Here is a 23,245-nt window from a genome sequence, read left to right as displayed (position 1 = left end):
ATGGAAGAGGAGGTTCTGGCATCAAAATCTGTCATAAAAATAGCTTTAATAGGGAATCCAAATGCAGGTAAGTCGTCATTTTTTAACAGACTTACTGGATTAAATCAGCATGTGGGTAACTTCCCCGGTGTAACCGTAGACCGTAAAAAAGGATCGTTTAAAATAGATGAAAATCTAAAGGCTGATCTTATTGATTTACCTGGTACTTACAGTTTATACCCAAACTCTGCAGACGAGAAAATTGTATTAAATATACTGAGCAATCCGAAAGATAAACACTATCCGGATTTGATTGTATATATCGCAGATGCAACTAATCTGGAGAGACATCTTTTGCTTTTAAGCCAAGTGATAGATTTAGATATACCAGTTGTATTGGCTCTTAATATGATTGATATTTCCAGAAAGGAAAAACAGAGTATTGATATTACTGAGCTAAGCAAGCAACTAAAAATACCTGTAATAGAAACCAATGCCAGAAATGGAGAGGGTATTCCAGCACTCAAAGAAAGTATTAAAAAACTCTACAAAAAGGAAGAAACAAAAAAGAACCAATCTTTTTTCCACCTCAATGGTAAGACTGACATTATCAACGATTTAAAAGCCAGATTTGAAGTTGATAGTGATTATCAAGCACTCCTTATTTTACATCATTTTCATAAACTACCTTATCTTAAAGAAGAAGAAAAAGCAATTGTAAAAGAAACAATTGATAAACATGCTTTTTTAAGTATTAAAAATCAGGTAGATGAAATTATGGAGAGATTTGATAAAATCGCTCCTCTAGTAAACAAAGTAGTGACCATTGAAAAAGTTAAAGAGGAAGAAACACTTACCGAAAAGATAGATAATATTCTTACCCATAAATTTTTTGGGTCCTTTATTTTTATCGGCATTCTACTTTTCATCTTTCAGGCAATATTTGCTTGGGCTAGTTACCCAATGGATTTGATAGATGCTGGTTTTGCTGCAATTAGCGATTTTGTTACCAGTAATTTGCCTGATAATGCATTTACCAGTTTAATAAACGATGGTTTAATTGCAGGTCTGGGTGGTATCTTAATCTTTATCCCTCAAATTACTATACTGTTTTTATTAATTTCTCTACTCGAAGAAGTAGGTTATATGTCGAGAGCAGTTTTTCTTTCTGATAGTTTAATGAGGCGCTTTGGACTAAACGGAAGAAGTATTGTATCTCTAATATCTGGTGTTGCTTGTGCTGTGCCTGCAATTATGGCAACACGAAACATAAGCAACTGGAAAGAAAGGTTGATTACCATTATGGTAACTCCATTTATGAGTTGCTCTGCCCGTATTCCTGTATTTACAGTACTTATTACATTTGCTGTTCCTGAGGTTTACTACTTTGGTTTTATAAACCTACAAGGGCTTGTAATGATGGGACTATACATTCTAGGAACTCTTGCCGCACTAGTTTCAGCATGGGTTCTTAAAAAGATATTAAAATCAAATGAACGTAGCTATTTTATTATGGAGCTACCTTCATACAAGGCACCTCAAGTAAGAAATGTATTTTTTACTGTGTATGAGAAAGTAAAAGCTTTTGTAGTTGAAGCAGGTAAAATCATTTTAATCATTTCTATTGTATTGTGGTTTCTAGCTTCTTATGGTCCGGGAGACCAAATTGAAAAAGCTACTAACGACATACTAACCGAAAACCAAGACAAACAGATTTCTGAAGACGAACTAAGCGATATGATTTCTGCCAGACAGATTGAATATTCGTACGCCGGCTATCTGGGCAAAGCTATTGAGCCTGTAATAAGACCTTTAGGTTTCGACTGGAAAATGGGAATTGCCATTATTACTTCGTTTGCTGCAAGAGAAGTATTTGTAGGTACCATGGCAACTATTTATAGTGTTGGTAGCAAAGGAGATGATGAAAGCTCAATTATTGAGCGTATGCGCAACGAAATTAGTAAAGACACTGGCAACCCAGTTTACAATACTGCTACTTCATTTTCATTGTTGATATTTTATCTTTTTGCCATGCAGTGTATGAGTACTCTGGCAATTGTAAAGAGAGAAACAAACAGCTGGAAATGGCCTGCCATACAACTAGTATTTATGACAGGGCTCGCGTACGTTTCTAGTTTATTAGTTTATAACCTATTATCTTAAATATAAGCGGCTAGGAAATTAGCCGCTTCTTCTTCTGCCCAATAACTACTAGCTTTAAACTGAGCAAAAGCAACATGCCCTCCTCTTTTAGGACTTTTTAAGAAAAAATAATCACTGTTTCTAGCTTCTTCAAAAGGAAAACATTCCGGTGCCAAAAATGGATCGTCGAGTGCACTAATCAACAATGTAGGTATTCGTATACCTGATACAAATGATATAGCACTACACTTTTCGTAATAATCATCTACATTTTTAAAACCATGTACTGGTGCGGTAAAGTAATCGTCAAAATCGCGCACACTTCTTAGTTTTGGCATAGTGCTTCCCAAAATATTATCTGGAAAGGTTTTTAGCTTCTCTTTTGTTTTGGGGATTAAGCTTTTTAAAAACCAATGCGCATATACTTTACTTAATGCATTTTCTGCTTTACTCAAATCACAAGGAGCCGAGATAGAAACAGCCGCTTTAACCTCTTTAGTTATATCTTTACCTTGCTCACCTAAATACTTTAATAAGATATTTCCTCCCAAGCTAAAACCTGTTAGGGCAATTTGCTCATATTTATGGTGACTAATTACATATTTTATTACTTCATCTAAATCGTCAGACTCTCCACTGTGATATGAGCGAAACAACCAGTTAGCCTCTCCACTGCATCCTCGCAAGTTCATTCCTACCACGTCCCAACCATTTGCTAAGTAAGTTTTGGTAATTGCTCTAATGTATACTGAGCTGGTGCTTCCTTCAAAACCATGTATTAAAATTGCTACTTTCTCATTGCCTTCTTTGGCAATATCCAAATCAAGAAAATCGGAATCTCTTAGTGTAATTCGCTCTCTGCTAAATTCCACACCTTTTATCTTTCTAAAAAAAACAGGATATATAGAATGGATATGTTTATTAGAAAGTAAAAAAGGAGGCTGGTATGATGTGTCTTTTAGTAATGGCATTTTTCTAAATTAATTCGCTGCTAAAATAACAGATAAGTCAGACTCTGCATTATTTTAATTATCTGAGCAGGCTCAATCAAATTTTTTTTTACTTTTTTTCAAAAATAATTAGCTATAATTCAGATTTCGTTCATCACTCCCGCTAACCTTTAGACACTTAATGTGTGCATTTCATCACCAAATATTTACAGATAATATAAAAGCGATTGCATCGAGTTTTTGATTAATGTACATTACATACTAATATTTTTAATATAGTACTATGCTTTACATAGAACCTTTTATAAAACAAGCCGTTACAGAGAATATAGAGGCCATATTTCTAAAATAAAAAGCTGAAATGTGATTAACCGAAGATTCCTGAATGGAAATATAAGTTTATAAAATTATGAATCTGGAGAATACACAAATCCAAATGAGAAAGGGAATATTGGAATTTTGCATTCTAAAAGTGATCTCAAAAGGTGAGATTTATGCATCTGATATGCTGGATGAATTAACCGATGCCAAGATGATGGTGGTTGAAGGAACGCTTTATCCTTTATTAACAAGACTAAGAAAAGCTGAGCTAGTCGAATACAAATGGGTAGAATCTAGTTATGGCCCTCCCCGCAAGTATTATAAGCTTACAGACAAAGGCTATAGCTTCCTAGAAAATCTTACCTCTACCTGGATGGAGCTTACCACTGCTACCAACCAGATTCTTTCGTGGGTAGACTCAAAGACTAGTAAAGTTACCGAAGAGAAAGAAGCCATAGTTACTGAAAAAGCCAAGCCGAAAAAGGAGAAAAAGAAAAAAGAAGATAAAGAGGAAAAAGAGGCTGGTGAACAGTAAAAGCTAAATACTACAAGCTCAATTTATTTAAATGAAGAAAAAGTATTACAAATAATTTAGTGATGAAAAAAAATATAAGCATCAATGTTGGCGGAATCATTTTCCACATTGAAGAAGACGGTTACGAAACGCTTAAAGACTATTTGTCTTCAATTAACAGGTACTTTTCTAATTATGAAGACAGTTCTGAAATAATTGTAGACATAGAAAGTCGAATAGCTGAAATATTTCTTTCAAAACTATCTGAGCATAAGCAAGTAATTACACTTGAAGATGTGAATAGCCTAATAGCTACCATGGGCAGAGTATCTGACTTTGAAGCTGCTGAAGAAATAATTGACGAGTCTTATGGTGCTGCTGCTGGTTTCCAACACCAAGATACTGCTACTAAAGCTCAAAAATCGGTTAAACAAGGTACTGGAAAAGAACATTACGAAGAAAAAAGAGGATTCACAGAAAAAGCCTTTTTAAGAGACGAAAAAAGAAAACTTATTGGCGGTGTATGCTCAGGTATTGCTCACTATTTTAATTTAGATCCATTGTGGATCAGAATGTTATTCTTACTTCCAGTTTTCGATATTTTCATCACATTTATCGCTCCTTGGTTTGTATTTGCAGTGTATGTAGCCATTTGGATATTTATACCAGGTTCAGAAGATTTAGAAGAAGATGAAAAAGTAAGAAGACTTTTTAGAGATGGAGAAAATGCTGTTTTGGGTGGTGTAGCTTCGGGTGTAGGCAGCTTCTTTGGTATAGATTCTAGTTTAGTTCGTCTGTTTTTTGTGCTTTCCAGTATTTTTGGTGGCGTTGGCTTTGTAATTTATCTAATAATCTGGTTCATCACTCCAGAAGCAAAATCTATTACAGAGCGTATGCAAATGAAAGGTGAACCTATTACACTTTCAAACATTGAGAAGAAAATTAAAGACAGCCTAAACTTTGACGAAGACGAAGAGGAAAGCCTTTTAGCTAAAATATTACTTTTCCCTTTCAGACTTATATCAAAAATTATAGATAATGTAGGTGGTGACTTAGGCCCTATTGCCAAAGTACTTTTCACGATTGTATCTGTATTCATCGGAATTTTACTAGTAATCATTTCTATGGGTACAACTATTGGCTTGGTTTCTTCACTAGCCATCTTTTACGGTTACTCTGGCACTGCTCATGAGATCATGATTGATAATCAGATTCCATTAGAAATGATACAGAATAGTATCCCACCTGTTGGTGTATTCTTCGCATTCGTTTCTATCTGGGTTCCATTCATTTTTGTAGGCATATTAGGTACTTGCCTTATCGCAAGAAAAATGGTTGTAAAACCAGTATTAAACTGGGGCTTATTGGGCATATGGATTATCGGATTAATTGGTGCTGGTGTTACTGTTCCTTTATTTCTTACAGAACTACAAGCGAGTGGCAGTTTTAAAGAAACTTCGATTTATGAAGTTCCAAACGAAAGGTTAAACATCTCTTTAAATGATAATAGCAGAAATGACGAATTTCATTTAGTAAACTTATCTATCAGCGGGCACGATAAAGATGAAGTTGAGCTAGTACAACGTATTGAGTCGAGAGGTAAAACCAGACAATACGCGATAGAAAATGCTAAAAATATTTTATATAAATACAAGGTGGATGAAGCAAACCTTTCGTTTGATCCAAGTTTTGAGCTAAAAGAAGATGCTCCATTTAGAGGGCAAACGATAGATTTGATGCTTTACATTCCTTATGGCAAAGAATTTACATTAGCAGAAAACATCGAATCTATTTTAAGAGAAAGTTCATTAGAAGCTTCTGGTTATTCTTTTAATAATCTTGGCGACAGAAATATTTGGAAATTCGATGAAGAAAAAGGCCTAAACTGTATCACTTGTACTCCTGATGAAAAAACAGATTTTGGTGATGAAAGAGATATAGTTGACTTTAATTTTAGAGAAGGAGAATTTAATAAACTACAAGTTACTGGTGCTTTTGATGTAGAGATTATTCCTGGAGACAAGTATTCAGTTGTAGCGCGTGGTGAAAACAAAAACCTGCAAAACCTAAAGGTAAATGTTAAAGACAATACTTTAATTGTAAGACACAAAGAAAACAACGACTTAACAAACAGAAGCAACGAAATACTACGAATCACGATTAATGTACCTGAGCTAAATGAAATTTATGCAGAAGGTGCATTAAAATGTGAAATACTCAATCTGTCGAGCTCAAAAATGAGATTAAAACTGGTAGGAGCTGTAAGTTGCGATGCAGATTTAGACGCAGAAAATCTAAGTATAGAAGTTACTGGCGCATCTAATTTAAATCTAAAGGGAAGAAGCGAATTACTCAACTTAGGGGTTATGGGCACTTCGGAAGTTGATGCCAACGATTTTGAAGCTGAAAGTATAAATGTAGAAGCTTTAGGTTTAAGTAGTGCCTTTATAAATGCCAGTGAGCATTTAAGCATTAATGCATCTGAGACCAGCTCTGTCAAATACAAAGGCACTCCTGAGTCACTTCATATCAATGAGATTAAAGAAAATAATAATCACCAATTTAACTTTTAATGAATGATTAGATATTACTCTTCATCTTCAACCTCAATCCCATTCATTAACCAAAGCTGATTTAAGCTATAGTTTAAATGATTTGGGTAAATCTCATAGTAGAGCTTAGATATTTTTTTGAATAAAATTTTTCTAAACTCTTCAAAGTTTTCTTTATTAACTGCCGAAATAAAAACTGCTTCCGGGTTTTTACCTAAATAAGTAGCTTTTAACTCATCCAAAGTTGCTGGTGGGTGATCCTCTTCAAATGGAGGGTACTCCTTATTTTGAAATAAATCTATTTTATTGAATACCAGCAAACAAGGTTTATCAGCAGCACCAATTTCCTGTAGTGTTTTATTTACTACATCCATATGTTCTTCAAAAGAATCGTGCGAAATATCTACTACGTGTAATAATAGATCGGCTTCTACAATCTCATCCAAAGTAGATTTAAAACTCTCAATTAAAGTTGTTGGCAACTTTCTAATAAAACCTACAGTGTCTGTCAACAAAAACGGAATGTTGTTTAGCGTAAGTTTTCTTACTGTAGAATCTACAGTTGCAAAAAGCTTATTTTCTGCAAAAACATCTGCCTTACCTAAGGTTCGCATTATGGTAGATTTACCCACATTGGTATAACCCACTAATGCTACCCTTACCATTCTATCTCTAGATTTTCTTCTTACTGCGCTTTGCTTTGAAATTTTCTCAAGTTTCTTCTGTAGTAATGAGATTTTATCTCTAATTATCCTTTTATCCGTTTCAAGTTCGGTTTCACCCGGACCACGCATACCAATACCACCTCGTTGCCTAGAGTGGTGAGACCATAAATTTGTAAGGCGAGGTAACATGTATTGATACTGAGCTAACTCTACTTGAGTTCTTGCCTGAGCAGTTTGTGCTCGCTTCATAAAAATTTGAAGGATGAGCAAACTACGGTCAATAATCATCCGCTCTTTAATAGTATTATCAAGATTTTTGATGTGTGCTGAAGAAAGGTCATCATCAAAAATAATCATATCTACATCATAGGCCTCTACATAGGCTGTTATCTCTTCTAGCTTTCCTTTACCAACAAAATATTTAGGATCGGGCTTTTGCAGTTTTTGCCTGAAAGTTTTTAATGTTTTCACTCCCAATGTCTCTGCAAGAAATGCAAGTTCATCTAAGTACTCTGTCGTTTTTTCTACAGACTGGTTGTCGGTTGACAAGGCAACCAATACCGCTGTAGGCTGTTCTTCTTCTGTATAATAAAATTCTTTTTTCAAGTATTCAGCTTTTAAGTTTTCCTACTATTTTAAATTTATCGAACACATTGGCATTATGTGGAGCATCATTATCAAGTTCTCCACTTAAATCTTGCCCTGCCCAATGTTCGTAATGTTTCCCATTACGCCATAATCTGGAACTCCCTACATCGTAAATCATCCCTTTATATGCCACCCAGATTTCGTGTCGGTCGTTGCCATTTCTTAAAGCCAGTTGCGACCGGGTATATTCTTTTAGCTCCATTTTTTATTAAGGCACAAAAAGGCTTCATAATACATTTAATGCACCATGAAGCCTTCTATTTATATAAGTTATTTCTCAAAAAAAGGTTTGCCAATTAAACATTTACATGCTTTTCGGCATGGTAAGAAGAACGTACTAACGGTCCTGATTCCACATATTTAATCCCTCTTTTTAAGCCTTCTTCCTTAAAGAATTCAAATTTATCAGGATGAACAAACTCAGCTACTTCTATGTGCATTTTAGTTGGTTGAAGATATTGTCCAAGAGTAAGAATATCTAGGCCATGAGCTGCTAGATCATCCATAAGTTTAAAAACTTCGTCGTCTTTCTCTCCTAATCCTAACATGGCACCAGACTTAGTTCTTTTGCCATATTCTTTTGTTTTCTTTATTTGATCTAGACTTCTCTGATATTTAGCTTGTGGCCTTACTCTCCTGTAAAGGCTTTCTACGGTTTCCATGTTGTGAGAAACTACCTCCTGTCCGGCAGAAATCATTCTTTCCAAAGCTTCCCAGTTTCCTCTTGTATCTGGAATTAGGGTTTCAATAGTTGTTTCAGGACTGATGCTCTTTATTTCTCTTACAGTCTGATACCAAATCTCTGCTCCTCTATCTTTTAGTTCGTCACGGTTTACTGAAGTAAGTACTGCATGTTTTACCTGCATAAGCTTTATTGCTTCAGCAACTCTTCTAGGCTCGTCTTTGTCGTACTCAGTTGGTCTTCCTGTAGCCACTGCACAGAATGAACAACCTCTGGTACAAACGTTTCCTAAAATCATAAAAGTAGCTGTACCTGCTCCCCAGCACTCTCCCATATTTGGGCAACTCCCGCTCTCACAAATGGTATGTAATTTATATTCGTCAACCAGTTTTCTAACTTTTCTGAACTCCGGTCCTACCGGTAGTTTTACTCTAAGCCAGTTGGGTTTACGTTTTTTAGGTTCCGATGATATTACTGGTAATTCAATCATGAATGCTCCTTTGTTCTTGTGTATGCAAAAGTAAGTATCAATTGCTGATTTAAAAAGATAATACTCTCCTATAATTCAGCCCTTATATTTTAACATAAGTTCTTAAAGTAAGTTCATGAATTTAATTAAAGAAAAAACCAGTTTTAATCTTATTTTCTGAAACCATAAAAAAGTGTAACAAATGCAGAAGTATATACTCTTTTAGTTGGTGTATCATGCATCAATTGTATATCGCTAAAGAAGGTGTCTAACATAAAACCTGCTTCAAAACCGGTAACACTATTATTAAAAGTACCGAACTCAAAACTCAGCGAAGACTTTAAACTGGCTCCCGGTTTTATTTTAGATTTCGCCAAACTTTCGAAAATAGAACCAGCTCCAATTATTCCATCAAAACTTTGATGAATATCAGGATCATATGGCTCTGTTTTTACAATATTATCTGGGTAGCGATACTGTATTAGATATGGTGCTAGCAAACCTATAGTTGGCCCTACAGAGTTTATCCAGTTTACTTGTACTCCTTGTTCTTTGGCTTTTTTAAATAAAACTATTTCTCTTCCGTATTGAGGTCTTAATATATAAAAGTAGTTTTTCTTTTCAGGAACAAAATTATTTCCACTTAAAAAACTAGTTGCCTTTTGTTCTTTCGGGTCTTTTACATGTACAAACTCAAACGAATAGCTATGATACATTTTTTGGTTTATCACTTTGGCGAACTTAAAAGTAGCTCCACCAATTAAACCACCATTGGTATTGAAGTTAATTCCGTAAGTAAATTCTTTTTTGTATAGATAACCTTCGTCTTCCTCATTCCAAAACTGAGCATAGGTTGCTTGGCTAGCCAAATAAACCAGACATATAGTAAGCCAAAGTGGGCTATTTTTTCTTAAGTATTTGTTCACATGCTTCATAACATTAATTGTTAAACATAAAATGGAGAGAGCATTTGGGCTGCTAGTAGGAAGTATGTTAGCTATATTGTAAACTAAAAAGTGGAATTAAAAGGTTTTGAAAATTTCACAAAAAGCTCAATACTTCAATATGCTGGAGATGAACTAGTATACCCTTAAATTCAAGACACTTAAAAGTGCTAAAAAGTTCTTTTTACAACGACTCTAGACTTATATTTTCCTGTAAGGTCACATCCATCTACATCAAGAAAAATATCGCCTGAACCTGTGTATAACAATTCTTTCTTTCTCCAATGACCATCTTTCTTTTCAAAAAAAACAGTAATACTCACCTCTTCTCCATTGGGTGTAAATACCTTACCATTTTGAAAAGAAACACCATCGCAAGTTTCCATTTTGGAGATTTTTTCAATTTTAAATTTTGGCTGATCGCCGAGACTACTATGTCTCTCATTTATTTTGGTAGCATCTGGTATATCTACTTCTGCTCCTTTTCTATAAGGAAAACTAAAGTAGTTACCTGTATAGTTACAAGAAGAAATGTCGAGTTTTAAATCTCCAATATTTTCTGAGGTGTATTTCTTCGTTTCCCATTGCCCTTCATAGGTTTGAAGGAAAAAAACTATTTCATAAGGACCTGCTTCATCGGCCATAAGAAATGCAGAGTGTATTTCGAGTCCTTTGCCGTTTTCACATCCGGCAGGCTTCTCTTTCATGGGAATAATTACCTTAATTCCTGATGGATTATCCCAATTTATTATTGAAGAGATAAGTAAGAAGCTGTATATAAAAAAATTAACCATGGTACCAGCCTTAAAAAAATGAAATTTTCAAGTTTTTTGCTAAATGCTTGATTTCTATCTAAAATCAGGCACACTTGAATTACATTTTTAATAACCTTTAAGGCTATATATTATTTTCTATTTAGTAGCCAAAGCTTTATTTATTTCTAGCCTTTCATCATTGGTACTACTTTATCCATAAAATCTCGCATATAAGGATGCAAATCGGCTCTAAAATCTTCTGTATAATCGCTTTGTTTTATAAGAATTGGCTCGGTGTGTAGCTCATCTAATTTTATTTCACCAGTGGCAGTAGCGTAGTAAAGCGCATTTACAGTATCTGTTCCTTTACCATGATCAAAAGGAGCTGTTTGAAAAAATGTGCGGGCAAAATCGACAAAAACAATTTCCTGAACATCCAAGTTACATTCTTCCTTAACTTTTAAAATAGCAGAATCAGCAGTTTTTACACCTCTTTTTACTCTTCCGCCTAAAGACCATAAAATATCACTCGCGGGCAATTTTGACCTTTTTACCAACAACAAACCTCCATTATACTCCACTAAAATATCGTGGCAAAACTGCACCAAACCTGCATGCGCTTTTTCATAAACATCTCCGGGTAAAAAATCTGCTTCTAGCTTAGTTAAGTCTACTTCTTGGTTATTTTCAATAATATATTCTTTCATGCTGCGAAAAAGATTAATACTTGATTTATGGGTTTAGAAAGGAAGTAATTCTTTCCAAGTTTGTTTCATCATGTTGTATTTAATGGTGCTTGGCAATGCCTTCCACCAGTATTTATTCATCTCAACTGCAAAAGACGGCTGCATGTAGCAATTGATTACACAACCCTCGCAAGCCGGATGTCTGCCTTCCATGGCTATACTTTTTTGTACTTTCTCACTTCTAAAAATCTCGTATAGATTATTTTCAATAGCTACTTTTTCGAGCCCAAGATGGTAACAAGGCAACACTAATTTGTTGTCTGGTGAAATTACAATTGTACTACTACCTGCCTTACATATTGGTTTATCTATATGGTTTCCTCCATCTAACCTCAATTCTATAAAAGCATCGTTGAGGTAGACATTTTTTTTGCCAGACCATTTCTTCAACTTCAAAAGGTTGGCTTTAGAAATACTCCCACCCGTTTCAACTTCATTATAATCAAAAACAGGATTGAGTATTAAAACCAAATTTTCTGGCAGGCAAATCTTTTGATGGACTTCTTCAATTTCGTGCATGTTATCATTAAAGACCGTCATCAAAATATCTGGTCTTTCTCCCATCGATCTGGCCACTTCGATAGACTTCATTACAAAATCGAAGCATTTTACCCCGCGCATTGCATCGTGTGTTTCTTTGTTAGCAGAATCTAGAGAAAAATGCAACATATCAATTTTCCCCTTTAGCTTTTCGGCTAGTTTGGGGTAAAGTAATGCATTAGTAGTAATGGTTGTAATAAAACCTAGCTCTTTGGCTATGCCGAGTAATTTGTCTATATCTCTGTGCAATAGCGGTTCTCCCCCTGTAAAATCAATTACTTTTACTCCCAACTTCTTTAAATCTTCCATATTACACCGAGCATTTTCTAATGTAATATATGGCGAAGGACGCTCCCAGATATCACAAAAGCTGCATTTTGCATTGCAGCGATAGGTAACATAATAGTTGCATAAAACAGGTTGAGATATAAGACGCATTTATTTTTGTAAAAGAATTATATTTTTGCGGTAAATTAAACTCAGATTAAAAACATAAGTTCCTAACATTAAAACTCTGTTGTGAGCCATTAATTCATTGAATACGGGCTAAATATAATGAACTTATTATTACTCTAGCTTGTATTTAAATTATTGTGTTCAAATACGCCTGTAAAGGAGTTTGGTTCACTATCCTCGGGTGTAATAATTTTTGCTTTCATTTTCGATAATAAAGAGAGCTTACTAACTACCTGATTATATGGAAAAAAAAAATTACTATTACCACAGATGAAAATCGGTATTGTTTGCTACCCAACATATGGAGGTAGCGGTGTTGTAGCTACAGAGTTAGGCAAAGCTCTAGCCAATGAAGGACATAAAGTTCATTTCATTACATACTCCCAACCAACTCGTTTAGACTTTTTCTCAGAAAATATTTACTATCATAAAGTGGATATTAGAACTTATCCACTATTCGAATATCCGCCTTACGAACTTGCTTTGGCCAGTAAAATGGTAAACATCGTTCAAGTCGAAAAACTAGACTTGCTGCATGTTCATTACGCCATTCCTCATGCTTCTGCTGCATATATGGCAAAACAAATTCTGGCAACAAAAGGCATTCGAATTCCGGTAGTAACCACTTTGCACGGTACAGATATTACGCTAGTTGGCAAAGACGAAAGTTATGAGCCTGTAGTTTCTTTCAGTATTAATCAGTCAGACGGAGTTACTTCTGTTTCACATGATCTTAAGAGAGAAACTTACGAACATTTTGATATTCAAAATGATATCGAAGTGATTCCTAACTTTATTGATCTGAACCGCTTTAAAAAGCAAAAGAAAGAGCATTTTAAGAAAGCGATTTGCCCGAATGATGAAAAACTGATTATTCACACCTCTAACTTTAGAAAAGTAAAGCGTGTAGATGATGTAGTAAAAGTCTTTTGCAAAGTAAACAAAGTTGTTCCCTCAAAGCTACTTTTAGTTGGCGATGGCCCTGAAAGAAGAAGAATTGAAGACTTATGCATGGAGATGGGCATTATTGAAGATGTTCGCTTTCTAGGAAAACTAGAAGCCGTAGAAGAAGTACTTTCTGTAGGAGATTTATTTATGATGCCTTCTGAAAAAGAAAGTTTCGGTTTAGCTGCACTTGAGGCTATGGCTTGTGAAGTACCTGTAATTTCTAGTAATGCTGGAGGTATTCCAGAACTTAATGTAAATGGTATTACTGGATTTACCAGTGAGGTAGGTAATGTGGAAGAAATGGCAAAAAATGCAATTCATATATTTACTGAAAACAGATTGCCAATATTTAAAGAAAATGCTTTAAAACGTGCTAAAGAGTTTGATGTAACTAATATTTTGCCTGTATATGAAGCTCATTACGAGAAAGTGCTCGACAAAGTAATGAACGTAGTGTAAGCCCAAAAACTGAAAAATATTAAAGCTGCTTGTATCTGTAAATAACTGATATTCAAGTAGCTTTTTATTTTATATCCCCCTTTCGACAAACATTTATTGAAATTTACTACTAATCTTTTTATATAGCAGATTATGGGCAGTTTCCAAGGAAATAACAAGTATATACTAACAGCTTTTACTTTGTTTTTTCTTCTAACTTCCTGTGAACCAGGTCTAGTAAAAGAAGAAAATGAAAAGCTGTTTACAAAAGTAACTGCGGATAACACCGGAGTAAACTTTTCTAACAATCTAAATGAAAATGAAAAATTCAATATTCTTAATTACCTCTACTTCTTTAATGGTGGTGGTGGTGCAGCAGCAGATTTAACCAACAACGGTTATCCCGAGCTTTTTTTTACGGCAAACATGTCTTCAGATAAGCTGTATCTCAACAAAGGCAACTTCCAGTTTGAAGATATTACACTACTAGCAGGCATTGATACAAGCAGCGAATGGTCTACAGGTGTAAACTTTGCCGATGTGAATGGCGATGGCTGGCAAGATATCTATGTTTGCCGTGTAGGTGGTGGATATAGAGGTTTTGAAGGCAGTAACAAACTTTACATCCACCAAGGATTAAACGAAAGTGGGATTCCTACTTTTAAAGAATCTTCTAAAGAGTATGGTTTGTACTTTTCAGGCTTTTCTACTCAATCTGCATTTTTAGATTACGATAATGATGGCGATCTCGATATGTACCTACTCAATCACTCGGTACATACAGAAAGAAGCTATGGCGAGGGAGAATCTCTCCGCAACCTCACTGATAAAAAAGCAGGCGATAGATTATTTAAAAATACATTAGAAAGCGGTAAACCGGGATTTGTTGAAGTTACCAAAGAAGCAGGAATTCTAAGCAGTCAAATCGGTTACGGTTTAGGCATTGCCGTTTCAGATTTTAATTTGGATGGCTGCCCAGATATTTACATCGGTAACGACTTTCACGAAAATGATTACTTATACATCAACAATTGCGATGGTACTTTTACTGATCAATTTCAAAATATAGCAGGCCATAGTAGCAGGTTTACGATGGGTGTAGATGCTGCCGATATAAATAATGATGCCCTACCCGACCTAATCAGCCTAGATATGAAACCTGAGTTTGAAGAAATTTTAAAATCTTCGGCTCCGGAAGACTCATACGAAATCTACCAGTTTAAACTGGGTTATGGCTATTACTATCAATTTGCAAGAAACAACCTGCAATTAAATCAGGGGCTCGACCAACAAACTGGGCAAATTAAAATGAGTGAAATTGGGCAATTAGCAGGTATAGATGCTACCGATTGGAGCTGGTCTTCTCTCATCTGCGATTTTGATAATAATGGCTACAAAGATATTTTTATTAGCAATGGTATCTTCCGCAGACCAAACGATATGGATTATCTCAAACACATTTCCGACGATAACATTAAGCGCTCTTTAAATAGCGGAATAACCTCAGATAATCTCAAAGTAATATTACAAATGCCTTCGGTGCCTTTAGCCAACTATGCTTTTGCTAACACTAGTGGCGACTCAACCATCAGTTTTAAGCAAGTTCAAAAAGATTGGGGGCTCGATGAAAAAGGATTCTCAAACGGCGCTTTATTCACAGATTTAGACAATGATGGCGACCAAGATTTGGTGGTGAATAACATCAATGCAGTTGCTTCAATCTATAGAAATAACAGTAAGCAACCTTCAATCAAAATTAAGCTCAAAGGAAACAAAGAGAATTTTAAAGGGCTTAACAGCAAAGTAGTAATTGAAGATAATGGAAATACTTACTATCAAGAAAATAATCCTACCAAAGGTTTTCAGTCTGCTACATCACATGAATTACTATTTGGCTTAGGCAATTCCACAGATTCAATTATTGATAGAATTAGTGTTTTCTGGCCAAATGGAAAACATGAAACAGTAGAAAACATTCCATACACCAAGCAATTGGAATTTGATATACAAAATGCTTCTTCCCCACTTACATTAAAATCTTATCTCGAAAAAAAACAAAACCCTCAACCTGCCTTATTTACCAATAGCAAGCCTACTGGTATAGATTTAAAACACTCCGAAAACAAATACACCGACTTTAATGCTGAGCGACTTATGCCGCATTTGCTTTCTACACAAGGCCCGGCTTTAGCAACTGGTGATGTAAATGGTGATGGATTGGATGATATCTATTTTGGCGGAGCAGCAGGACAAAAGGGAAAACTATATGTGCAATTAAGCGATGAAAGTTTTGAAGAACTAACGAATCCAGGTTTTCAGCAAGATAGGTTATTCGAAGATGTAGATGCTTTATTTTTCGATGCAGATAATGATCAAGATTTGGATTTGCTCGTAGCTTCTGCAGGTAACCAGTTAGAACAGGGAAAACCTTTACTACAAGACAGGCTCTATTTAAATAATGGGCGAGGTATCTTTAGTAAAGATATGGATGCACTTCCTCCAATTAATGAAAATACTGCAACAATAAAACCTGCTGATTTTGACAAAGATGGTGATATGGATATTTTTATCGGAGTTAGAAACATTCCTGGTTCTTATGGTTTATCTGCCTCATCTTACCTTTTAGAAAACAATGGAAAAGGTCAGTTTAAAGATGTAACTTCAGAAAAAATTCCGGCATTAAAAAAAGCAGGTATGCTTACAGATGCGGTGTGGGTTACAAACAATGAAAGCGATTATCCTGATTTGGTAATTTGTGGTAGTTGGATGCCGATTAGATATTTTGAAAATAATGAAGGTAACTTCACAGAGACTACTGATACAAATGGTTTAAAACCCTACTCAGGTTGGTGGCAAACTATTACCACAACAGATATTGATAATGATGGAGATACAGATATTATAGCTGGTAATCTAGGATTAAACAGCAATCTTAAAGCATCAGGAAATCAACCGCTACAACTTTTTGTTAAAGACTTAGATGGCAATGGAAATACTGACCCGATCATTTCATATTATAAAAGATCATTAGATGGAAATAAGCAAGCCTATACAATGGCTGGCAGAGATGAATTAATCGACCAAATGGCTTATATTAGAAAAGCATTTCCTACTTATACTCAATTTTCTCAGAAGAAAATAAACGAGATTTTTAATGCTGAAAAAAGGCAAAATGCAGTAGAAAAAGACATTCAGGAATTGGCTTCTGCCATATTTATCAACAATGGGCACAATCAATTTACCATGCAAACTTTGCCTGTTGAAGCGCAGTTTTCACCAGTATATGCGATTATAGCAGAAGATTTTAATGGCGATGGTAAAAAAGATTTGCTCACTGCCGGGAACTTCTGGGGCGTTGGTCCGGCTTTAGGTAAATACGATGCCAGCTTTGGTACTTTATTGCTAAACTCAGGAGCAAACTCATTCTCTTATTTACCAAACAGAGCACACGGATTATGGCTCGAAGGTGAGTGCAGAAAAATGGCTATTATCGAAGTAAATGGAAAAAAACTAATCGTTACAGCTATAAACAATGCTTCTCCTTTATTTTTTGAAATAAATAATTCTGAAAAATCAATTCAATAATTGATGATTATTTAAATCAAATTAATAAATTTTCAAATTGAACCCTTTTTATTTCTTTTTTCTTAAAGAATATCAACCAGTATCATATTTACTAACAAACAGTTGTAAATTACATAAGTAAACACTTACAACTTAACTCAAGGAATTAAATAATTCGATTTGGGCTAAATCCAATATGGCTATTATATAATATTACAGAGTACTAGTATCACTAACCTTTGCCTAATTATTTAAAACAACGAATAAAACTATTTTGAAAATGAAACTTTACCCAGTACATACATTCGGTTTTAAATCTGCCAGACATGCATTAAAAATACTGAGTGCTATTCTTTTCTTTTCTTTCACTTTAGTTTCTTGTGAAAAAGAAGAGAACCAAGAAACCCAAACAAGTATAGATGTAAACGATCCTGAGATTTTTCACAGAAGCATGAAAAAACTCACAGATATTATTGTACACGACATATTCTCACCACCAGTAGCAAGCAGAATTTACTCTTATCCTTCTATTGCTGCCTATGAAATTATGGTACAAGAAAATCCGGAATTTAGATCTCTGCAAAATCAACTTACAGATTTAAAAGATGTTCCTCAAGCAGATAAAAACAAAGAATACTGTTTCCCTCTTGCTGCGATCAATGCCTTTCTAATGACAGGAAAAACCATGATTTTCTCAGAAGATAAAATGGAAAGTTATCAACAAGAGATTTACAACGACTTTAAAAATTCTGGTATTTCACAAGAGGTTTATGACAGATCGATGGCTTATGGTGAGCAGGTTGCCAAACATATTATACAATGGTCTGGAAGCGATAATTACAAGCAGACTCGTACTTTCCCTAAGTTTACAGTAACAGAAGAAACTGGGCGCTGGAAACCTACTCCCCCAGATTACATGGAAGGTATTGAGCCACATTGGAGCAAAATTAGACCTTTTGTTATCGACTCATGCAATCAGTTTGTACCAGCCAGACCTTCTGCATTTGGCTTAGATAAAAACAGTGAATTTTATAAAGAAGTGATGGAAGTATATGAAACAGTAAACAATCTGGACGACGAACAACATAGCATTGCAAAATTCTGGGATTGTAACCCTTATGTTTCTAATCATAGAGGTCATGCGATGTTTGCTATTAAAAAAATTACTCCGGGCGGCCATTGGATCGGAATTACTTCTATTGCTGGCAAACAAGCTAACCTAGATTTTATGAAAACTGTAGAAGCATACACAGTAGTTTCTGTTTCGCTTATGGATGCTTTTATTAGCTGCTGGGATGAAAAGTACAGAAGTAATCTAATAAGACCAGAAACAGTAATTAATGAGTATATCGATGAAGACTGGCTACCACTTTTACAAACTCCGCCATTCCCAGAGTACACTAGTGGACACAGTGTAATTTCTTCTGCTGCTGCGGTTGCTTTAACCAACTTAATCGGAGATAATTTTAGTTACATAGATTCAACAGAAACAGAATATGGCTTGCCACCAAGAAACTACACCTCCTTTATCCAAGCTTCTGAGGAAGCAGCTATTAGCAGACTTTATGGAGGTATCCACTATATGCCTGCGATAAAAAACGGAGTGGCTCAAGGTAGAGAAATTGGCGGGTTTATTCAGAATAATCTACATACCAGAAATAATCAGTTGGCGGAGAAAAGTGAATAAAAAAACCGGGGTTGGATTAAATCCAAATTCCCCGGCTTTCATCTAAACCCACTTCCTTTTTGCAATATATGCTAGAAGAAACATATTTTGCTATCTCCAAATTTTTTAACTCTCTATTATAAGTAACATCAATAATACAAAATCAGTTAGGTATTTTTCAATGCATATCTGGTATAATTCAACTCTATTTAAAATCCTAAATCCATAGCTGAAAAATTAAAAAAATCATTATATTAGAGATCATTACAAAACATAATTGTAAAAAAATCTCATATTTTTTAGAATAATCTTAATAATAAGCTTAAAATAATTACATTTAATATACATTACTTGTGCAAAAAGTCTTTCGGCCGGCAGGCAATATCTATAAAACGTATTGCTTTATGATCTGATTTAGCACCACTACTCCATGGGTGGTGCTTTTTTTTATTCCCTCCTTTCTTGTTTAATTCTCTAAAAGCTCCTTAAGATATTAGCTAAATTATTCCTCCTCGCTAAAAGTATTTGTACTTTTAAACCTTCAATTAAGGAAATAATAAACATATGAAAAACAAATCAATAGCAATAATCGGAGGAGGAAACTTAGGAGCATCAATCGCTGAAGGCATTGCAAGTAGTGGCCTAATCTCTCCAGAAAATATTTGTGTGACTAGAAGAAAAGTTGAAAAAATAGAATATCTGGTAGAGCAAAAAATCCAGATTGATAGTAATAATAAAAGAGCCGCTCAAAATGCAGATATTATCTTGCTTGCTGTAAAACCAAAGCAAATAAGAGCTATACTAGAAGAGATAAAGCCAGTCTTAAATGAAGAAAACCAGATATTGATTTCTGTAATTACTGGTGTGAGCCTTAGCAATATGGAAAGCGTAGTGGGAAACAGAATAAGCATATTTAGAGCAATGCCTAATACTGCGGTAGCAATTAGAGAGTCTATGACTTGTATTGCAAGCAATAACGCTACTGCAGAGCAACAAGAAGAAGTAGTTAAAATTTTTAACACACTGGGTAAAGCTGTAATTATCGACGAAAACCTAATGGCAGCTTCAACAGTACTTGGTGCTTGCGGAATTGCCTATGCTTTACGCTACATTAGAGCGCAGTCTCAAGGAGGAATTGAAATTGGATTTAATGCTGAAGTTGCTCAATTAATTGCTGCACAAACAGTAAAAGGAGCAGCATCACTTCTATTGGAGAGAGGCCAACACCCTGAAAGAGAGATTGACAAAGTAACTACTCCACAAGGTTGTACTATAGCAGGATTAAACGAAATGGAACACCAAGGTTTTAGCTCTGCTTTGATAAAAGGTATTATTACTTCATTTAATAAGATTGATGTAATTGCAGATGATTTTTAAGGAAGAGTAATATCTTCCTTAAATACTTCTTTTAGGATACATGCCGCCTCATCTGTTTTTCGGTTATCTGTTATCATATCCTTTAAATCTGAAATAGCACCAGAATTTACCACGCCATCGTGTTTTAAGTCCTTCTCACGAAAATCGATATATAATTCTTTCGCTTTTTGTGTGTTTCCCAGATTTAATTCGGCAAGGGCGAGGTTATACATGGCATAAATCGCAGTAGAATCTAACTCAATGGCTTTTTGAGAATAATCTACTGTGGCTTGATAGTCACCTTGCAAGTATTTTATCCAGCCGGAGTTGCCCCATGCACTGGAATAGGCAGAATCGAGCATCAAAACTTTTTGGTAATCTTGTAGTGCCTCTTCATACATTTTCTGGCCCAGATAAAAATCTGATCGGTAGATATACTGATACTTTTCATTAGGCTGCATGGCAATCGCTGTAGAATAATTCATTAATGCAGCATCTTTCAAACCAAATAATTGATATTGCACATCGGCCAAAACTCTAAAATAGTCTGCATCATGTGGGTTCAGTGCCAATGCTTTTTCGATATCTTCTAATGCTTCTAATTTCCCTAAACTCAAAAGTGTCATGGCTCTGAGGTAATAGTTATTTGCATCTAAAGGATCAGACTCGATAGCATCATTGTAATGTACCAAAGCAGCTGCATCGTTTCCTTTACCATTTTCAAACCTACCCAATACCTGATGTGGGAAATCAAGTGTATTGTCGTAAGTAATTGCTTTTTTGAGGTAATAAGTTGCGCTGTCTTTTTCGCCCATATAATATTTGAGCAAACCCAAATTGCTAATCGTAGTTCCTAAGCCGGGAAATAACTGTAATGCTTTTCTGTAATCTTTAAGCGCGTTATCATTTTCGTTTAACTGAAAATAAGACCAACCTCTATAATTATAAGCAATAGCATTATCTGGAGAAGCCTCTAATGCCTTATTATATGCCTCTATTGCCTCTTGGTGTTTGCCTAATCTCGAAAGACAAAAACCTTTATCTATATAAATGCCAACAGAAGGCACTTCTGATTTAGAAGATGTTGATGCCAGCACTTCCATTTTTATTATCTGATCGTAATCTTTTATTGCATCATCAAAACGTTGTAGATTTCTATAAACCCTTGCTCTAAAGTCATACAGACTTGTTCGAGATGGTAATAAACTTATTAAAGTATTCGCATCTTCCAATGCAGCAGCGTAATTGCCTTTTTTCATATTCTCCTCTGCCCGTTCCATTATGTAACTTGGCTGATCAGGGTTTAACTGTATGAGAATATCTCGAATGTCTTTGCTTAAAGAGGCAATCTCATTATTTACATTTTTGCCAGTTTTTTCTTCGCTGATGAGTAAGTTTTCAAAAAGTTCTTTGCGGAGAGATGCATACTGCTCTAGCAACATAGCTCTTTTAATATATTCAGGTGGCAAACCGTAAAGATCTTTTATATCTTGAGCTATATCAATGTTATCTTTCCATAATTCAATACCAGTGTTTTTAAGGAAAGAAATTTTAGCCTCTGGTGCTGTTTCTTCTGAAAACCCATAATACTCCATTGCCTTTTCTTCATTTTCAGAATACGCATCCATTGATCTGTTATAATACACCGTCCAATTGGAAGTAAAAGACAATACCAATACAGTAGATGGAATTAAGATGAAAGAGGCAAATAAAATTGGATAGCTTCTCAAAAGAACTGGTCCTCTTTGTAGCAAATTAGGTAGCAAAAATAAGCCGGTAATTACTCCTCCTATTAATCCTCCAATGTGACCTGCATTATCGAACTGAGGAACAACCCAGCCTATACCTAAACTAAACAATACAAAAAACAGGATATTTCGCTGCATTTTTTGATTGAAAGCTCTATCGATATGCCCAGTAGAATTAATAGCTAAAAAAACACCAAATAAACCAAAAATAGCACCCGATGCACCTACCCCCACTACTTGGTCGTGCCACCACAAACTAGTAATACTACCTGCTATTCCAGAAAGTAAATAAGCTCCGATAAATTTAACTTTACCAATTATGCTTTCTACAAAATTTCCAATATCATACAGCACCCACATATTCATAGCTATGTGAAGTAAACCATAATGCAAAAATGTACAGCTAACTAATCTCCACCATTCGCCATCAAGTGTATGACTTCTAATGTTAGCCCCCCAATCAACCAACTTCATTACATCTGGTGTAAGAAAATCGATACCTGATAATATCATCGCCAAATAAATTAGCACATTGATACTAATGATTACCGCAGTGACTGTAATGCCCTTTTTAGGAAGTAAATTGCTAAATGCTTGGCTCAGTTGTTCTTCAGTAGATGCAGGTACTTTTAATAGCGGATGTTTATTTTCAGAAATATAATCTGACAATTTGAGGTAACTCAGATTAATTTTTTCTAGATCGGCAAATTTTATAGACTCTGTTAAACTCGCCTTAAATGTCTGAATATTTTTTTCATTAAGCCCTTTATCGAAAAAGGTTCTACCAAGCGAGTAACTGGTAATTTTGCACGCAGTATCTCGCAAACGAATTACAATTCTTTCTCCCGGATTCTTTATGGTAGGCTCAGTTCTGGCAGTAATTCCATGCAAACTTAGCACTTCAACAGACCAGCCATTTTTTCTTAACGACTCTTCTGCAAGCACCAAAAATTGTGTTTTAGTTAGTTGACGATAACTTATCTCTTCCTCGGCGAGGGGAGGAAATCCAAAAGACATATGATTTAGTATCTACTTAATTTAAAGAATACACCAGGTTACTATGGTGACAACAAGAAAATATTAAAATCTACTCATTATAGCTGTTAATTTAGTGCGATTAAAACAATATGCGTTACTTCAACCTTTAATAAATTTAAACATA

16 protein-coding genes are annotated in these 23,245 nt (G+C 35.0%); 7 read left to right on the top strand and 9 right to left on the bottom strand.

The window, feature by feature from the left end; genetic code table 11:
* Entirely contained in the window at positions 1–2,142 is a 2,142-nt protein-coding gene (gene feoB, locus OQ292_RS11650; protein WP_284682305.1) for a ferrous iron transport protein B, read from the top strand.
* On the opposite strand, the gene OQ292_RS11645 is transcribed toward feoB, so the two are convergent.
* On the bottom strand, positions 2,139–3,092 hold the full coding sequence (locus OQ292_RS11645; RefSeq protein WP_284682304.1) for a YheT family hydrolase: 954 nt from the start codon (positions 3,090–3,092) through the stop codon (positions 2,139–2,141). The genes feoB and OQ292_RS11645 overlap by 4 nt on opposite strands.
* Before the next feature lie 388 nt (positions 3,093–3,480).
* Between OQ292_RS11645 and OQ292_RS11640 the strand changes: the two genes are divergently transcribed.
* Together OQ292_RS11640 and OQ292_RS11635 are read left to right on the top strand one after the other, a co-directional pair.
* On the top strand, positions 3,481–3,927 hold the full coding sequence (locus tag OQ292_RS11640) for a PadR family transcriptional regulator (RefSeq protein ID WP_284682303.1): 447 nt from the start codon (positions 3,481–3,483) through the stop codon (positions 3,925–3,927).
* A 62-nt stretch (positions 3,928–3,989) separates the two neighbouring features.
* On the top strand, positions 3,990–6,479 hold the full coding sequence (locus OQ292_RS11635) for a GIN domain-containing protein (RefSeq protein ID WP_284682302.1): 2,490 nt from the start codon (positions 3,990–3,992) through the stop codon (positions 6,477–6,479).
* 14 nt (positions 6,480–6,493) lie between these two features.
* On the opposite strand, the gene hflX is transcribed toward OQ292_RS11635, so the two are convergent.
* The 7 genes from hflX to OQ292_RS11600 all read right to left on the bottom strand — a co-directional run bounded on the left by hflX (position 6,494) and on the right by OQ292_RS11600 (position 12,345).
* A complete protein-coding gene (gene hflX / locus OQ292_RS11630) occupies positions 6,494–7,729 on the bottom strand; it encodes a GTPase HflX (protein ID WP_284682301.1) in 1,236 nt (411 codons plus the stop codon).
* Between the two features lie 4 nt (positions 7,730–7,733).
* Positions 7,734–7,973 (bottom strand): cytochrome b5-like heme/steroid binding domain-containing protein, encoded by a 240-nt coding sequence (locus OQ292_RS11625; protein WP_284682300.1) that lies wholly within the window; start codon positions 7,971–7,973, stop codon positions 7,734–7,736.
* Positions 7,974–8,067: 94 nt separating this feature from the next.
* Positions 8,068–8,943, bottom strand: a complete 876-nt coding sequence (gene lipA / locus OQ292_RS11620) for a lipoyl synthase (protein ID WP_284682299.1) — start codon at positions 8,941–8,943, stop codon at positions 8,068–8,070.
* Between the two features lie 149 nt (positions 8,944–9,092).
* Positions 9,093–9,857 (bottom strand): hypothetical protein, encoded by a 765-nt coding sequence (locus OQ292_RS11615; RefSeq protein WP_284682298.1) that lies wholly within the window; start codon positions 9,855–9,857, stop codon positions 9,093–9,095.
* A 179-nt stretch (positions 9,858–10,036) separates the two neighbouring features.
* Positions 10,037–10,660, bottom strand: a complete 624-nt coding sequence (locus tag OQ292_RS11610) for a hypothetical protein (protein WP_284682297.1) — start codon at positions 10,658–10,660, stop codon at positions 10,037–10,039.
* Between the two features lie 146 nt (positions 10,661–10,806).
* A complete protein-coding gene (locus OQ292_RS11605; protein ID WP_284682296.1) occupies positions 10,807–11,328 on the bottom strand; it encodes an NUDIX hydrolase in 522 nt (173 codons plus the stop codon).
* A 33-nt stretch (positions 11,329–11,361) separates the two neighbouring features.
* Positions 11,362–12,345 carry a radical SAM protein gene (locus OQ292_RS11600; protein WP_284682295.1) on the bottom strand — a complete coding sequence of 328 codons (984 nt, stop codon included), beginning with the start codon at positions 12,343–12,345 and terminating at the stop codon, positions 11,362–11,364.
* 288 nt (positions 12,346–12,633) lie between these two features.
* Here OQ292_RS11600 and bshA point away from each other — a divergent pair, with 288 nt between their 5' ends.
* From bshA to proC, 4 genes are all read left to right on the top strand, one after another.
* The gene (bshA, locus tag OQ292_RS11595) at positions 12,634–13,770 is read left to right on the top strand and encodes an N-acetyl-alpha-D-glucosaminyl L-malate synthase BshA (protein ID WP_284682294.1); all 1,137 of its coding nucleotides are present in this window, start codon (positions 12,634–12,636) and stop codon (positions 13,768–13,770) included.
* A 132-nt stretch (positions 13,771–13,902) separates the two neighbouring features.
* The gene (locus tag OQ292_RS11590; RefSeq protein WP_284682293.1) at positions 13,903–17,334 is read left to right on the top strand and encodes a VCBS repeat-containing protein; all 3,432 of its coding nucleotides are present in this window, start codon (positions 13,903–13,905) and stop codon (positions 17,332–17,334) included.
* A 259-nt stretch (positions 17,335–17,593) separates the two neighbouring features.
* On the top strand, positions 17,594–19,000 hold the full coding sequence (locus OQ292_RS11585) for a vanadium-dependent haloperoxidase (RefSeq protein WP_284682292.1): 1,407 nt from the start codon (positions 17,594–17,596) through the stop codon (positions 18,998–19,000).
* A 543-nt stretch (positions 19,001–19,543) separates the two neighbouring features.
* On the top strand, positions 19,544–20,356 hold the full coding sequence (gene proC, locus OQ292_RS11580; RefSeq protein ID WP_284682291.1) for a pyrroline-5-carboxylate reductase: 813 nt from the start codon (positions 19,544–19,546) through the stop codon (positions 20,354–20,356).
* On the opposite strand, the gene OQ292_RS11575 is transcribed toward proC, so the two are convergent.
* The gene (locus OQ292_RS11575; protein WP_284682290.1) at positions 20,353–23,100 is read right to left on the bottom strand and encodes a rhomboid family intramembrane serine protease; all 2,748 of its coding nucleotides are present in this window, start codon (positions 23,098–23,100) and stop codon (positions 20,353–20,355) included. The two genes, proC and OQ292_RS11575, sit on opposite strands and share 4 nt — an antisense overlap.
* Positions 23,101–23,245 lie beyond the last annotated feature (145 nt).

It is taken from the genome of Chondrinema litorale, from assembly GCF_026250525.1.
Lineage (GTDB): Bacteria > Bacteroidota > Bacteroidia > Cytophagales > Flammeovirgaceae > Chondrinema > Chondrinema litorale.
Note: the sequence above shows the minus strand (reverse complement) of the source record. Positions and strands in the feature narration are given on the sequence as shown.